This is a genomic window from Mycobacterium florentinum, assembly GCF_010730355.1.
GTDB classification, from domain to species: Bacteria; Actinomycetota; Actinomycetes; order Mycobacteriales; family Mycobacteriaceae; genus Mycobacterium; species Mycobacterium florentinum.
Map to the genome: position 1 here is coordinate 5,019,516 of NZ_AP022576.1, position 15,394 is coordinate 5,034,909.

Annotated in this window: 13 protein-coding genes; 7 read left to right on the forward strand and 6 right to left on the reverse strand. The window is 66.3% G+C overall.

The window, feature by feature from the left end; all coding sequences use genetic code 11:
* The first annotated feature begins 42 nt into the window (after window positions 1–42).
* The 3 genes from G6N55_RS23915 (at window position 43) to G6N55_RS30395 (ending at window position 3,387) form a co-directional block, all read left to right on the forward strand.
* The gene (locus G6N55_RS23915; protein WP_085221079.1) at window positions 43–2,670 is read left to right on the forward strand and encodes a bifunctional FO biosynthesis protein CofGH; all 2,628 of its coding nucleotides are present in this window, start codon (window positions 43–45) and stop codon (window positions 2,668–2,670) included.
* Between the two features lie 97 nt (window positions 2,671–2,767).
* On the forward strand, window positions 2,768–2,992 hold the full coding sequence (locus tag G6N55_RS30390) for a maleylpyruvate isomerase N-terminal domain-containing protein (RefSeq protein ID WP_372517622.1): 225 nt from the start codon (window positions 2,768–2,770) through the stop codon (window positions 2,990–2,992).
* Complete coding sequence (locus G6N55_RS30395; RefSeq protein WP_085221077.1) at window positions 2,989–3,387, forward strand: hypothetical protein; 399 nt, start codon at window positions 2,989–2,991, stop codon at window positions 3,385–3,387. Before G6N55_RS30390 ends, G6N55_RS30395 begins: the two co-directional genes overlap by 4 nt.
* A gap of 8 nt (window positions 3,388–3,395) precedes the next feature.
* Here the strand turns inward: G6N55_RS30395 and G6N55_RS23930 are convergent, their stop codons facing one another.
* Entirely contained in the window at window positions 3,396–3,728 is a 333-nt protein-coding gene (locus tag G6N55_RS23930) for a hemophore-related protein (protein ID WP_085221269.1), read from the reverse strand.
* Window positions 3,729–4,164: 436 nt separating this feature from the next.
* Between G6N55_RS23930 and fdxA the strand changes: the two genes are divergently transcribed.
* The 4 genes from fdxA to G6N55_RS23950 all read left to right on the forward strand — a co-directional run bounded on the left by fdxA (window position 4,165) and on the right by G6N55_RS23950 (window position 9,401).
* Window positions 4,165–4,491, forward strand: a complete 327-nt coding sequence (gene fdxA, locus G6N55_RS23935) for a ferredoxin (RefSeq protein ID WP_085221076.1) — start codon at window positions 4,165–4,167, stop codon at window positions 4,489–4,491.
* Window positions 4,492–4,533: 42 nt separating this feature from the next.
* The gene (gene dapC, locus G6N55_RS23940; protein ID WP_085221075.1) at window positions 4,534–5,622 is read left to right on the forward strand and encodes a succinyldiaminopimelate transaminase; all 1,089 of its coding nucleotides are present in this window, start codon (window positions 4,534–4,536) and stop codon (window positions 5,620–5,622) included.
* 113 nt (window positions 5,623–5,735) lie between these two features.
* On the forward strand, window positions 5,736–8,096 hold the full coding sequence (locus tag G6N55_RS23945; RefSeq protein WP_085221074.1) for an amino acid permease: 2,361 nt from the start codon (window positions 5,736–5,738) through the stop codon (window positions 8,094–8,096).
* A 48-nt stretch (window positions 8,097–8,144) separates the two neighbouring features.
* Window positions 8,145–9,401 carry an alpha/beta hydrolase gene (locus G6N55_RS23950; RefSeq protein ID WP_085221073.1) on the forward strand — a complete coding sequence of 419 codons (1,257 nt, stop codon included), beginning with the start codon at window positions 8,145–8,147 and terminating at the stop codon, window positions 9,399–9,401.
* A gap of 30 nt (window positions 9,402–9,431) precedes the next feature.
* Here G6N55_RS23950 and G6N55_RS23955 read toward each other — a convergent pair whose 3' ends face one another.
* The 5 genes from G6N55_RS23955 to stf0 all read right to left on the reverse strand — a co-directional run bounded on the left by G6N55_RS23955 (window position 9,432) and on the right by stf0 (window position 15,210).
* Window positions 9,432–10,124 (reverse strand): GAP family protein, encoded by a 693-nt coding sequence (locus tag G6N55_RS23955; protein WP_085221072.1) that lies wholly within the window; start codon window positions 10,122–10,124, stop codon window positions 9,432–9,434.
* Between the two features lie 169 nt (window positions 10,125–10,293).
* Window positions 10,294–11,400 (reverse strand): YeiH family protein, encoded by a 1,107-nt coding sequence (locus G6N55_RS23960; RefSeq protein WP_085221071.1) that lies wholly within the window; start codon window positions 11,398–11,400, stop codon window positions 10,294–10,296.
* Between the two features lie 176 nt (window positions 11,401–11,576).
* Window positions 11,577–13,496, reverse strand: coding sequence for an adenylyl-sulfate kinase (gene cysC, locus G6N55_RS23965; RefSeq protein ID WP_085221070.1), 1,920 nt, complete (start codon window positions 13,494–13,496; stop codon window positions 11,577–11,579).
* Window positions 13,496–14,410, reverse strand: a complete 915-nt coding sequence (gene cysD, locus G6N55_RS23970; protein WP_085221069.1) for a sulfate adenylyltransferase subunit CysD — start codon at window positions 14,408–14,410, stop codon at window positions 13,496–13,498. The genes cysC and cysD overlap by 1 nt, the downstream gene beginning before the upstream one ends.
* Complete coding sequence (stf0, locus tag G6N55_RS23975) at window positions 14,407–15,210, reverse strand: trehalose 2-sulfotransferase (protein ID WP_085221268.1); 804 nt, start codon at window positions 15,208–15,210, stop codon at window positions 14,407–14,409. The genes cysD and stf0 overlap by 4 nt, the downstream gene beginning before the upstream one ends.
* Between the last annotated feature and the right edge of the window lie 184 nt (window positions 15,211–15,394).

Here is a 15,394-nt window from a genome sequence, read left to right on the forward strand (position 1 = left end):
AATGTTGCGCAATGGCACCCGATATGGTTCCCGAGAATTCAGATGTTGGGACGCGCGGATGAAATTCGATCGTGGGGAAGTTACACCAAAGTGCCGCTGACTCCGGGTGACGAGCCCACCGCTCTGCCTAATCCAGTCGTTCCGCCGAAGGCGAGCGCTTCCGCACTGCGGCGGGTGCTGCGCCGGGCGCGCGACGGCGTGGCCCTCAATGTCGACGAGGCCGCGGTGGCGATGACCGCCCGCGGCGCCGATCTGGCCGACTTGTGTGCGAGCGCGGCGCGGGTGCGCGACGCGGGTCTGGAGTCGGCGGGCAGACGCGGCCCCGGCGGTCGGCTGCCGATCACCTATTCGCGCAAGGTGTTCATCCCCGTCACGCATCTGTGCCGGGACAACTGCCACTACTGCACGTTTGTCACGGTGCCGGGCAAGCTGCGCGCCCAGGGCGCCGGCATGTATCTGGAGCCCGACGAGATCCTCGACATCGCCCGGCGCGGGGCCGAACTCGGTTGCAAGGAAGCATTATTCACCCTCGGTGACCGTCCGGAGGACCGCTGGTCCGAGGCCCGCGACTGGCTCGACGAGCGTGGCTACAACTCGACGCTGTCCTATGTGCGCGCGATGGCGATCCGGGTACTGGAGGAAACCGGGCTGCTGCCACACCTGAATCCGGGCGTGATGAGCTGGTCGGAGATGTCACTGCTCAAGCCGGTGGCGCCGTCGATGGGCATGATGCTCGAGACGACCTCGCGCCGGCTTTTCGAAACGAAAGGGCTTGCGCACTATGGCAGCCCGGACAAAGACCCGGCGGTGCGGCTGCGGGCGCTGACCGATGCGGGCCGGCTGTCGATTCCGTTCACCACCGGTCTGCTGGTCGGCATCGGGGAGACGCTGGCCGAGCGCGCCGATACCCTGCATGCGATTCGCAAGTCGCACAAGGAATTCGGTCATGTCCAAGAAGTGATCGTGCAGAATTTTCGGGCTAAGCAACACACCGCGATGGCCGGTGTCCCCGACGCCGGGATCGACGACTACCTGGCGACCATCGCGGTGGCGCGCCTGGTGCTTGGACCCGGCATGCGTATCCAGGCGCCGCCGAATCTGGTGTCGCGGCAGGAGTGCCTGGCGCTGGTCGCCGCGGGAGTCGACGACTGGGGCGGGGTTTCACCGCTCACCCCCGACCACGTCAACCCAGAACGGCCCTGGCCCGCTTTGGACGAGCTGGCCGCCGTGACCGCCGAAGCGGGATTCGACTTGGTGCAGCGGTTGACCGCGCAGCCCAAATACGTCCAGGCGGGGGCGGCGTGGATCGACCCGCGGGTGCGCGGGCACGTCGCGGCACTGGCCGATCCGGCGACCGGCCTGGCTCGCGACGTCAACCCCACCGGCATGCCGTGGCAGGAACCCGACGAGGCGCAGTCCACCGGGCGGGTCGATCTCAATTCCGCGATCGACACCGAGGGGCGCAACAGCGAGGCGCGCAGCGACCTCGACAGTGCGTTCGGCGACTGGGAGTCCATCCGTGCCCACGTGCACGAGCTCGCCGCCAGGGACGTAGGCGCCCCCGAGCGCATCGACACCGACGTGCTGGCCGCGCTGCGATCGGCCGAGCGCGACCCCGGCGGCTGCTCCGACGACGAGTACCTGGCGTTGGCCACGGCCGACGGCCCGGCGTTGGAAGCGGTTGCCGCGCTGGCGGATTCGCTGCGCCGCGACACCGTCGGCGACGACGTGACATTCGTGGTCAACCGCAACATCAACTTCACCAACATCTGCTACACCGGCTGCCGGTTCTGCGCCTTCGCGCAGCGCAAGGGCGACGCCGACGCATATTCGCTGTCCGCGGCCGAGGTTGCCCAGCGCGCCTGGGAGGCGCACGTCGAAGGCGCGACCGAGGTGTGCATGCAGGGCGGGATCGACCCCGAGCTGCCCGTCACCGGCTACGCCGATCTGGTGCGCGCCGTCAAGGCCCGGGTCCCGTCGATGCACGTGCACGCGTTCTCCCCGATGGAGATCGCCAACGGCGTGACCAAGAGCGGGTTGAGCGTGCGCGAGTGGCTGATCAGCCTGCGCGAGGCCGGGCTGGGAACCATCCCGGGCACCGCCGCCGAGATCCTCGACGACGAAGTGCGCTGGGTGCTCACCAAGGGCAAACTACCCACGTCGATGTGGATCGAGATCGTCAGCACCGCGCACGAGGTCGGCCTGCGGTCGTCGTCGACGATGATGTACGGACACGTCGACAGCCCGCGACACTGGGTCGGCCACCTCAACGTGTTGCGTGAAATCCAGGACCGCACCGGCGGTTTCACCGAGTTCGTGCCGCTGCCCTTCGTGCATCAGAGCTCGCCGCTGTACCTGGCCGGTGCGGCCCGTCCCGGGCCCACCCACCGCGACAACCGGGCCGTACACGCGCTGGCGCGAATCATGTTGCACGGCCGCATCTCCCAGATTCAGACCAGCTGGGTCAAGCTCGGCACCGAGCGCACCCAGGTGATGCTCAACGGCGGCGCCAACGACCTGGGCGGCACGCTGATGGAGGAGACCATCTCCAGGATGGCCGGCTCCGAGTACGGGTCGGCCAAGACGGTGGCCGAGCTGACTGCGATCGCCCACGGCATCGGCCGCCCGGCGCGCCAGCGCACGACCGACTACAGCCCGCTGGCCGCGTAATTGCGGTTTTTTGTCAGAGGCCCCGGGTATACCCGAGGCCGTGCAGCGAGTCATTTACCCCCGACGATTCCCGGAACGGCAGCCCTTCGTCGATGCGGTGCAACAGCGTCGACCCGATAGCGGTACCTGGTGTGAAGCCTGGACCGTTCGCGACATCGTCATCCATCAAGCCGGCAACGCCGAGGAACTCGCCCGGGTGCTTGGGCGCGCATCTGGCAGGCGAACCCGTCGGCACCCGCGGGTTCGAGGAGCGCGAGGGCCCACTGCGCGATCTCGGCGACGCCGACCTGTGGGACGCGCTGCTGGACCGGACGCACGATGAAGGTGCCCTGGTTCGCCGAACACATGCGCGAAAAGCGGGTGCTGCACGGCTGGGACATCACCGGTGATGACGAGGCGGCCCGGGTGCGGCTGTCCGAGCCGTGGATGACCACGCACAGCGTGCTGGCGGTCGGGCGACCGCTGCTGGCCAAAGGGGTCAAGCAGCTGCGCACGGGCGAGCGGGTCGCCGCACGGTTGCGCGTTGCCGGCACCGACGATGTGGTGCTCGAGGCGCGATCCGACCACACCACCATTGGATTCGCCGAGCCTGAGGGGCCGGCCGCCGCGCGCGTACTGCTGCTGTGGGGACGTCGCCCCGCCGATCCGTCGCGGGTCAGCAGCCGCGTCGGCCCGGAAACCCTGGGCCGGCTGCGGCTACTGCTCAGCGGTTACTGAGCCGAGGCTCAGTAGTTGTTACAGACGACCGCGACCTGCTGGATCGTGTTGAAGTACTTCGCGGCGGCCGGCATGCCCTGAATCTGCGCAGCCATCTGCTGGCGCTTGGGCGGCGGCGAGGCAAGGAACTGCCGGATGTAGTTCTGCGCGAACGGCGACGCGTTCAATTCCTGGGCTGTGGCCGGGTCGTTCGCGTTCAGCGCGGCCATCACCTGCGGGTAAGTGCAGGTCGTGTTGATGATCGGATCCAGCGGGTCTGCCGAAGCAACCCCCGCAGTGGCGCTCAGCGCCACCGCCGCAGCACCGACCGCGGCTGCCAGTTTGCCTAACGACAGCGTCATCATGCTTGGACACCTTCCCCGGATCTATGAAGCCAACGACGGCTACGTGATTTGCCCCAGCGGCTGCCGTCCCGGACGAGGCTACCAGCCGTTGCGGACGTTCTTTTCTTTCGCAGTTATTCGGACACCCCGCCCGGAATGTAACTATCAGCAGATCAACGTCTGGGTGACGTTCGTCACACGGAGGAAATCGTCTGACGAATCACGGTTGGCGATCGTGTCGACACGTTCGAATCGTCGGTGCGGCGACCTGCGTTGCTGCGAGACTGACCGTATGAAACCGGGCAATCATCGTGGTGTGCCCGGTGGTTGACGTGTATGTGCAACGTCTAGTATCAGTAACCGAAAGCTTTGCTTACGTGGCCGGAAGCGCCGCAGCGAGGCAAACAGCAGCCCACACTGAGCAATCTAAAGAGAAAACGTTGAGGAGACGTCCGTGACGTACACGATCGCCCAACCCTGCGTCGACATCAAAGACAAGGCGTGCATCGAAGAATGCCCCGTCGACTGCATTTACGAGGGCGCACGGATGCTGTTCATCCACCCGGACGAATGCGTGGACTGCGGGGCCTGCGAGCCGGTATGTCCTGTCGAAGCGATCTACTACGAAGACGACGTGCCCGATCAGTGGAGCCAGTACACCCAGATCAACGCCGACTTCTTTGTCGAGCTGGGTTCGCCCGGCGGCGCGGCCAAGGTCGGAATGACCGAGAATGATCCGCAAGCGGTCAAAGATCTGCCGCCGCAGGGCGAAGGAGACTAAGGGGGAGCAGTGGCGCAGGAGCCCAGGGGGGGCCGACCTGCTGTGTCGGCATCTCTGCCGGAGTTTCCCTGGGACACCCTGGCAGAGGCGAAAGCGTTGGCCGGTGCTCATCCGGACGGCGTCGTCGACTTGTCTATCGGGACCCCGGTAGACCCGGTCGCGCCGGTCATCCAAGAGGCGCTGGCGGCCGCCAGCGCCTCGCCCGGGTATCCCGCCACCGCCGGCACTGCCCAGCTGCGTGAATCCGCCGTCACGGCCTTGGCCCGACGCTTCGGCGTCACCGGGCTCGCCGAGTCCGCGGTACTGCCCGTGATCGGCACCAAGGAGCTCATCGCCTGGCTACCGACCCTGCTGGGGCTTGGCCCCGCGGATGTGGTCGTGGTTCCCGAACTGGCCTACCCGACGTATGACGTCGGTGCCCGGCTGGCCGGGGCACAGGTGGTCCGGGCGGATTCGCTGACCCAACTGGGGCCGCAATCGCCGGCCCTGGTCTACCTGAACTCGCCGAGCAACCCGACCGGGCGCGTGCTGGGCCTCGATCACCTGCGCAAGGTCATCGGGTGGGCGCGGGAGCGCGATGTCGTGGTGGCTTCCGACGAGTGCTACCTCGGCCTGGGCTGGGAAGCCGAGCCGCTGTCGGTGTTGCATCCCGCCGTCTGCGACGGCGACCACTCCGGATTGCTGGCCGTGCACTCGCTGTCGAAGAGCTCGTCGCTCGCGGGGTACCGGGCCGGTTTCGTCGCCGGTGATCCCGGCCTGGTCGCCGAGCTGCTGGCGGTGCGCAAGCACGCCGGAATGATCGTGCCGACGCCGGTGCAGTCCGCCATGGTGGCAGCACTGGACGACGACGACCACGAGAAGGTGCAGCGCGAGTGCTACGCGCGGCGGCGCTTGATCCTCGCGCCGGCGCTGCGCGCGGCCGGGTTCGCCATCGACGATTCCGAAGCCGGGCTGTATCTGTGGGCAACCCGCGGTGAGCCCTCTCGCGACAGCGTCGGGTGGTTGGCCGGCCGGGGCATCCTGGTGGCGCCCGGCGAGTTCTACGGTCCGCGCGGCGGGCAGCATGTCCGCGTCGCCCTGACAGCCACCGACGAGCGCATCGACGCCGCGGTGCAGCGGCTCACCGCATAGCCAGCGCCCTGATTGCGAGAAATTGGGCGTCCGTCTGCCGCTGAGCAGGCGAAGCGGCACAATGCATCGAAGGCATTACCAGCCGCTCGCTCTCGGGTAAGGAATGTTGTGTCGTGACAACTTCGGCTAGCAAACTGCGCCTCCCGCTGTCGGTCCAGGACATCGCCAAGCGCATCTTCTTGGGAGAGCCGCTTATCACCGAGGAGCTGGCAGGCGAGAAACTGTCGAATCCGGTTGCCCTGGGCGCGCTTTCACCCGACGCGATCTCGTCGACCGCCTATGGCCCCGAGCAGATTCTGATCGAACTGCTGCCGGCGGCGGGCCTGGCGGCGTTCGCCTTGTTGCTTCCCATCACCGGCGTCATTCTGCTGATCCTGGTGTTGGTGACCGCGTCCTACCGGCAGGTCGTGATGGCCTACACGCGCGCGGGCGGGTCCTACATCGTGGCGCGCGAGAATTTCGGGCCGCGGGTCGCTCAGGTGGCCGCCGCGGCGCTGTTGATCGACTATGTGGTGACGGTCGCGGTGCAGGCGGCGGCCGGGACCGTGGCGGTGGTGTCGGCCATCCCGTCGCTGGGGCCGCACAGCCTGCAAATCACGGTCGGCGTGGTGCTGCTCATCTGCTTCTTGAACCTGCGCGGGTTGAAGGAAGCGGGCTGGCAGTTCGCGTTCGCCACCTACTTCTTCATCGTCATGGTCGGCCTGACGATCGTGGTCGGCGTCGCGCGGGTGCTGATCGGCGACCTGCCCGTGTACGACCCCATGCAGCTGCCAGGCACGGTGCCGGTGCACAAGGCGGACGGCTTGGTGATGGGCGCGACGATCCTGACCCTGCTGCGCTCGTTCGCCAACGGTGGTTCGTCGCTGACCGGGGTCGAGGCGATCTCCAACACCGTCGACCTGTTTCGAAAGCCGCAGGGCCGCAACGCACGTCGGGTGCTCACCGCGATGGCGACCGTCCTGGGGTTCCTGCTCGCCGGGGTCGCCTATCTCGCGTTCGAGACGCACGCGACGCCGTACGAGAGTGAATATCCGTCGGTACTGTCCCAGATCGCGCGTGCGGTCTTCGGTGGCGGCGTGCTCGGCAACATCTTCTACATCCTGGTTCAGACGGCCACGGCCGCGATTCTGTTCACCGGCGCGAACACCAGTTTCAACGGTTTCCCGGCGCTGGCGAGTTTCGTCGCCGAGGATCGTTTCCTGCCCCGGCAGTTGATGAAACGCGGTCACCGCCTGGTGTTTTCGAATGGCATCATCGCGCTCACCGCACTGTCGGTGGTTTTGCTGGTGGTGACCGGCGGTTCGGTCAACGCGCTGGTGCCGTTCTACGCGATCGGTGTGTTCACCGGATTCTCGATGGCCGGCTACGGCATGACCAAACACCATCTGACCCATCGCGAGTCCGGTTGGCGAACCCGGTTGGTGATCAACCTGTCCGCGGGAATCCTGTCCACCGTCGTGGTCGCCATCTTCGCGGTGGCGAAGTTCACCGAGGGAGCCTGGCTGGTCGTCATCGTGTTCCCGGTGCTGGTTTTCATCCTGATGCGGCTGAATCAGGAATATCGCGCGGAGGCCGCAATTCTCGAGATGTTCCGCACCGAACGGCCCGATTTGGTGAAGTACGCGCGACACAAGGTGTTCGTGTTCGTGAACTCCGTCGATCTCGCCGTGATCGAAGCGCTGCGATACGGCAAGGGATTACGGGCCGACGAGATGATCGCGGTGCACTTCATGGTCGACGCCGCCTACGCCGCGCAAATACGAAAACGCTGGGATCACTTCGAACTCGACACCCGGCTGCGCGTCGTGGACTGCCCGGACCGGCGGATCATCCGCGCCGCGCAACTGTTCATCGCCAAGTCGATTGACGAACAGCGGAACACCAACGTGACGGCGCTGTTGCCACGCCGCACGTACAACCCGTTGGTGGGCCGGCTGTTGCACGACCGCACCGCGGACAAGATCGCCCGGGCGGTCAGCATGATCCCCGACGCCGCGGCGACGATCGTTCCCTACGACGTCCAGACGCGGATCGAGGAGGCGTACCCGGAACGCTTCGAGCAGCGAATCGCGCACGAACTCGAGAAGTTCGGCGAGTGGGTTACCCGCGGTGAGGACGAGAAAGTCGAAGCCTACGAACATCCCGATCCGTCGCGGTCGGTGATCACCGTGGCGAGCCTGATTCCGGGGCGCCGCGCCACCTTCGAAGGACGGGTCAACGAGGTCGAGGACACCAGCAAGGGCCGGCGCACCATCCGGTCGATCGTCGTCGGCGACCACAGCGGCGAGATCACCGTGGTGTTCCCGTCCGGGCACGGGGGAGCCGACATCCAGCCCGGCCAGCTGTTGCGAATCACCGGCAAGCCCAAGCAGAGCGGCAACCGGCCGATGTCGATGGTCGATCCGATGTACCACATCGTGGAAGATCCGGCCCAGGCCGGCAGGCCCGGGGCATCGCAACCCAGCGCCACCTGAGCGTTAACGTGGTGACGGCATAACCGTCGTTGCACGGAAAGGACAGCAGTGAAGCGATTGCGCGCAGTACTGGCGTCCATTGTGAGCCTCGCATTCACCGCCAACGGTTATCGGCCGTTGAGCAAGGGCGGCTACGGCTCGGTCTTCGCATTCGCCTATGGCGTGTTCGCCTCCGAGCTGCCGCTGCAGGTGCTCGGCGTCCAATTCACCACGCTGGCGGCGCTGTCCCGTCGGGTGCCCGCGCGGACCCGGCGCATCAGCTGGCTGCTGACGGCGGTATCGGGGTTGGGCCTGCTGGCGTTGCGCCATTTCGGGCACAAGGCCAACGAACCGCTGACCGCCGCGCTCGACGCCGGGCTGGGAACCCAGCGCCGAACCGAGTCGGGGGACTTGTGGAAACGCCCGGCGCCCGGGGGTGCGACCGCGAAAAAGCCCGGCGCGGCACGCATGTTGCGCATCTATCGCGACTACGCGCATGACGGCGATATCAGCTACGGGGAGTGCGGTTCGCGCAACCACCTCGACATCTGGCGACGGCCCGACCTCGACCGCAACGGGCGTGCCCCGGTGTTACTGCAGATCCCAGGTGGCGCGTGGATGGTGGGAAACAAACGGGGACAAGCACATCCGCTGATGAGCCATCTGGCCGAACTGGGCTGGATTTGTGTGGCGATCAACTACCGGCTCAGCCCGCGCTCCACCTGGCCGGATCAGATCGTCGACGTCAAACGCGCGATCGCCTGGACGAAGGAGCACATCGCCTCCTACGGCGGTGACCCGGACTGGATTGCGATCACCGGGGGTTCGGCCGGCGGACATCTGACATCGCTGGCCGCGCTGACCCCCAACGATCCGCGGTTTCAGCCGGGCTTCGAAAGCGCCGACACCAGTGTGGATGTGGCCGTGCCGTTTTACGGCGTCTACGACTTCAACGCGACCGGCACCGCGATACATCCGCTGATGGCGGCGATGGTGGCCAAGAACGTGTTCAAGGTCAGTCGCACGGACATCGACGAGCCGTTCCGAGCGGCCTCGCCGATCGCCCACGTTCGTCCGGACGCCCCACCGTTTTTCGTGCTGCACGGCACCAACGACTCGCTGGTTCCGGTCGAACAGGCCCGCAGTTTCGTGGCGCGGCTGGGCGAGGTCAGCAACCAGCCCGTGGTCTACGCCGAGTTGCCTTGGGCGCAGCACGCGTTCGACATCTTCGGCTCGGCCCGCGCGGCACACGCCGCGGTGGCGGTCGAGCAGTTCCTTGCCGAAATGTATGTGCGCCGCAATCCGCTGCGGCAAACCGCGGGCTAGCGGGCTTGCGGCGCGCGGGCCGGCCGGGCGCTAAAGACTTCGCATGCCGATGAACACCAGCACGCCACCGGCCGCGGCCAGCAGGCTGGCCACCTCGACGCGCCGGCGCGAGCGGATCCAGATTTGCAGCGCGACCATCCAGTTACGTGTTTGGTCGGGCGCCAGCAGATAGGCCAGCAGCGGGATCTCGACGAGCGCGAACGCCACGACGTGAAATATCAGGAGCGCGCTGAACTGCGTCATGGCGGCGGTGCCGGAGGCCACGATGGCGGCCAGCGCCGCCAGATAGTCCACGGATGGCAGTGCGATCCCGAGACCGGCCACCCCAGCCACCCACAGCGAACGCCCCTGCAGCAGCCGCCTGGAAAACCGGCCCAGGCCGTGATGCTCGTGCAGGTCCGACTCGTCGGCGGAGCCGCGTTTGAACGCGCCGACCTTGTCTCGCAGCGCGACCTGTGCCGTTAGCACCACGGCGACAAGCAGCGCCGAACCGCCAATCAGAATCTGAAGTTTCGGCAAACTTACGTGCGGAGAACTCAGCAGTCTGCGCTGGAGTCCGAACACGACGGACAGGCCCACCGTCATACCCATCGCGAAACCGCCGCAGAGGAATGCGAACAACTGCAGCATCGGCCTGGGTCGGTTCAGCATCAACACGGTCATGCCGATCCGGAACGGCTCGACGCTCATTGCGAAGGCCATGACCAGAAGGGTGATCCACATGTCAGGATTCGGCTGCCCGGACGTCCCACGTGGTGCGCATCGAACCGGGCAGACCAGCGCGTTCGCGTAGCAGAGCAACGACGGACGAGTGCTGCATGGGGATTACGTTACCGTCTGACTCGCGGACCGGCGTGTTGCGCCTCGCGAGAGGCCGCGTCGCGTGCTCTCGCTAGGTGGTTACGCCCCAATGCAATACGCGCGATGTCAGCAGGACGATGCCCAGCGAGACCGTCGCGACAACTGTGAGTCCTATCACAGCCACGACCAGCGGGCGCCACCCGGTGCGCGCGATTTGCCGGAAATCGGTGTTGAGCCCGACCCCGGCGAAGGTGAGCAGAAACGCCCACTTCGACACGTTCGCCAGGTTGGCGGTTTGCCCTTTCGTCAGCCAGCCCGCGGTCGCGATCGCCGATACCACCAGGAAACCCAGCACGAACTTCGGGAACTTCTGCCAGATGAACGCGGCCTTGGCTTTTGCACCTGGGGCGATCTCATCGGCCTGTCCGCGCGCCGCCCAGTACAGCGCGAAACCGAGGACGACGAACCCGATCAGCGCGTTGCGGGTCGACTTCACCAGCACCGCGATCTTGCCGGCGTGGTCGGAGTACAGGTAGCCGGTGGCGGTGGTCTCGGCGGTGTTGTCCACGGAAAGACCTGCCCACAAGCCGAATTCGTGGTCGGTAAGCCCGATCGCGTGACCCAGCGGTGGCAACACGAACAGCGACACCGCGCCGAGCGCCAGGATTGCCGCGATGGCGTAGCTGACGTCGGAGTTACGGGCGCGGATCGCACCCTTGGCCGCGATGATCGCCGACACTCCGCAAATCGATGTGCCGATCGCCAGCAGCGAGCCCAGCTTGCCCGACAACCCGAAAGCGCGCGCGACGACGATGATGACGGTCCCCGCGATCGTCATGTCCACCAGAATCTGGACCAGGCTGATCGCGCCGAGCTTGGCGATGGCGCCGAGCACGAAACGCGCTCCCAGCACCACGATCCCGACCTTGAGCCAGAACTCGTAGGTCTGCACACCCGGACGAAATATCCGGTGCAAGCCGATGGTGTTGGTGATCAGCAGACCAATCACGATGGCCCACAACACGTATTCGATGTCCGGCACCCGCCAGTGTTCGTGTTTGGCCAACGTGTTCCACCAGATCTGGGCGTATTTGCCCAGCAGTCCGACGCCGATCAGCAGCAAAATCCCCGGCACGTAGTCCAGCGGTTGCCTGCTGGTAAACGTTGGTTCGTCCGGTTCGACGCGAGTGGTACTCACGCGATCACCACGGAATCCTCGGGAGCGCGTTGGCTACCGCCAACGCCACGATCACACCGGCGACCAGCGTCGCCCACCAGTCCACCGATATCGAACCGACCCGCTCGCGCCAATCACTCACGGACGCATACTGCCGGGCCCGGCGCCACCGGCCTAGTGATTGGCTCGCGCTGAATCTAGCTGCCGGGTCGCTGCGGGCTGCGTTCGTCGAGCAACGCGATGACCCGAGCCGCGAGCTCGTCGATGTCGGCGTTGGTGTTTTCGAGCACCAGGTCCGGGTTTTCGGGTGGTTCATAGGGCGCGTCGACACCGGTCAACCCTTTGAGCTCGCCTCGGCGGGCCCGTGCGTAAAGGCCTTTGGGGTCGCGTTTTTCGCATTCGGCCAGCGAGGTGGCGACGTGCACCTCGATGAAAGGCAGCTTGGCGGCATCGTTGAGGGCGCGCGCGGTCTCGCGATCCGACTTCAGCGGTGACACCAGCGAGGCCAGCGCGACCACACCGGCATCGGCCAGCAGCCGGGTCAAATGGCCAACGCGCCTGATGTTTTCGGTGCGGTCGCCGGGGGAGAAGCCCAAGTCGTCGGACAGGCCGTGCCGCAGGTTGTCGCCGTCCAGCAGGTAGGCCACCCGGCCGGACTCGACGAGTGCGCGCTCCACGGCCACCGCGATCGTCGACTTGCCGGAGGCGGGCAGGCCGGTGAACCAGATCGTCGCTCCCGACTGTCCGGTGGCTTGCCAGCGGTGGCTGCGGTCCAATGCCGAGGGATGCCAGCGAATGTCGGTGCGCGCGTGGGCGCCCGGCTTGACTTCTCTCGCCTCGATGATGGTGCCGGCGCCGACGGTGTCGTTGGTGGTTTCGTCGATCAGGATGAACGCGCCGCTATCGCGGTTGTCGGCATAAGGGTCGGCGATGACGATCGAGCTGGTCCGCAATGTCACGGTACCGATATCGTTGAGCGTCAACTCAATTGGCTGATCGAGCTCGTCCAGCGTCTCCGGGTCGAGCCGCGAGTGCAGCTCCTGGACCGTCGTTCGCACGGTCCTGGTGGTCTGCTTGAGGGCCAGCCGGTCGCCGGCCCGCAGCGGGGTGTCGATGAACCAGCACACGGTTGCGTCGAGCTCGCGGGCCAGCACCGGCAGGACCGGGTCTTCCGCCCCGCTGACAAAGACGTCACCGCGTCCCACGTCGATGTCGTCGGCGAGTTCGATCGAAACCGACAGCGGGGCAACACCTGTGGAGCGGTCTTCGTCGAGGGTATCCAGCGCGGTCACCGTCGAGCGGGTGCCGGCGGGCAGCGAGATCACCGGGTCGCCGACGGACAGCGTTCCCGCCGCGAGCCGTCCGGTGTAGCGGCGACGCTGGTCTTCGGTCGGTCGTGACACCCACTGCACGGGTAGGCGCAATCGCGACGCCTCGGCGTTCGGTGCGGCCAGCTCGACGCCTTCCAGGTACTCCAGCAGGGTGGGTCCGCTGTACCACGGCGTGTTCTCGGAGCGGTGCACGACATTGTCGCCGTGCTTGGCCACGATCGGGATCACCGCGATGTCCACATTGCCCAGCCGTGCCGCCAGCTGGCCAAGCTCGTCGTCGACTTTGTTGAACCCGGTCTGGTCGAAGTCGATCAGGTCGATCTTGTTGACCGTGGCGACAAAGTGCTTGATGCCCAACAGCTTTGCGATGCGGGCATGTCTGCGGGTCTGGCGCAGTACCCCGGCGCGCGCGTCGACCAGCAGGATCGCCACGTGCGCGTTGGACGCACCGGTAAACATGTTGCGGGTGTAGCGCTCGTGGCCGGGGGTGTCGGCCAAGATGTAGCTGCGCGTGGCCGTTGAAAAGAAGCGGTAGGCGACGTCGATGGTGATGCCCTGTTCGCGCTCGGCGCGCAGACCGTCGGACAGCGCCGCGAGATCCGCCACGCCCTCTTCGTCGGTCACGGCTTCCAGGTGGTCCAGCGGCAGGCTATCGGTGTCGTGCATAAGCCGACCGATCAGGGTGCTCTTGCCATCGTCGACCGAGCCCGCGGTGGTGATACGCAGCAGCTGACGCGTGATGCCCTTGAAATGCGTTGTCGTTTCCGCATTTTGGGTGGTGGTCATCAGAAGTAGCCCTCTCGCTTGCGGTCTTCCATGGCGGCGGCCGACGTGCGGTCGTCGGCGCGGGTCTCGCCGCGTTCGGACACGGTTGCCGCTGAGATCTCGGTGATGACACCGGTGATGTCGGTGGCCTCGGAGCGCACCGCCCCGGTGATGGTCAGGTCGCCGACGGTGCGGTAGCGCACCCACTCGACGGCCGACGATTCGCCGTTCTGCGGGGTGGCGTACGCCGACACCGCCAGCAGGATGCCGTCACGCTGGAATACCTCGCGTTCGTGTGCGTAGTAAATCGACGGTATCTCAAGGTTTTCCAGCTCGATGTAACGCCAGACGTCGAGCTCGGTCCAGTTGCTCAGCGGGAATACCCGGACCTGCTCGCCCTTCTTGATCCGGCCGTTGTACAGCGTCCAGGGCTCTGGGCGCTGAGCCCGGGGATCCCATTGCCCGAACTCGTCGCGGAAGCTCAGGATGCGTTCTTTGGCGCGGGCCCGCTCCTCGTCGCGGCGGGCACCGCCGAAGGCGGCATCGAACTCACCGGCCTCCAGCGCGTCGAGCAGGGTGCGCGTCTGGGCCCGGTTGCGTGATGCGCCGGGGCCCGGATCGGGAACCCGGCCATTGTCGATGGACTCCTGCACCGAGGCGACGATCAGCTTGTGTCCCTGGCCCGTGACTCGGCGGTCGCGAAACTCGATGACCTCGTCGAAGTTGTGGCCGGTGTCGACGTGCATCACCGGAAACGGCAGCGGCAATGGTCGAAAAGCTTTCTCCGCCAACCGAAGCAGCACGATCGAATCTTTGCCTGCCGAGAACAGCAGGACGGGTCGCTCCAGCTCGGCGACCACCTCGCGGATGATGTGCACGGCTTCTGCTTCCAGCAGCCGCAATTCGTCGACACGAGTCTCGGTCGTGGTGGTCATGTCGGGAGTCCCTCTCTTTCGGCGTCCGCCCGGTACCGGTCCACCCATTCGTCGGAACGCTTGTCGGCTTGCCGCTCCAGCACCGGGTCGGGCGCAAGATTCGGGTCCATCCCCAGTGCCTCGAGAATGGAACCCACCACCGAGGTGAGATTGCGCCACAGTACCGGGTACGGAATCTCCATCGGCTTGACGTCTTCCTCGGCGAACCAATTCCGCCAGCCTTGCTCCTGGCCGCGCAGCATCGTGATGACGTGCGCGATCGCGCCCGCGTGGTAGGTGGCACGCGCGTCGCGGACCGGATCGGGCCTGCCCCGCCACACCCGGGTCTGCACCGCCCGCCAGAACGACACCGCCTGCGAGACCACGTCGGGCCGATAGACGTAGACCAGCAGCGGGTCCTCACCGACGACGTCGCGGATCGCGGACAACAGGCCGGGGCCCGACCGGTCGGGCAAGCCGCCCGCGCGCTGCAACAGCAGCGGTGTCTGGTTCCACATCAGCTTGCCGCCCCAGACGCCGTTCGGCGTTCGGCCGACCGTGCGGACGTAGTCGCGCCAGATTTCGGCCGGCGCAAGGTCCGGCTTTCCTTCGTCCAGCGGATCGAGCAGGCTCAGGATCGACTGGTCCCCGACACCGGCGAACCACTCGCGCGGTTGGGGGGACTGGCTGGTGGTCGGCAGGTACTGAAAGAACTCCTGGGGCTCGCCGGCCACGCCGGTCGCGCGCAGCGATTCGACGAGCAGTGTGCTGCCACTGCGCTGGGAAGCCAGCACCAAATAGGACGACGGATTTACTGCCACCAGCAAAGCCTAGCCGGATGCAAACCCGCTGCAACACGCAGAATTACGTTCACACTGAGCATAACTCGCGGCCGAATTCGCGCGGTGCTCGTGCGGTTCGCTGACGAGCACTATTCTGGCTCAATGGCACCGAGGTCTGGATTGCGATCGTCAATTCGGCGGCATTTCGGAGATCCGCCAGCGC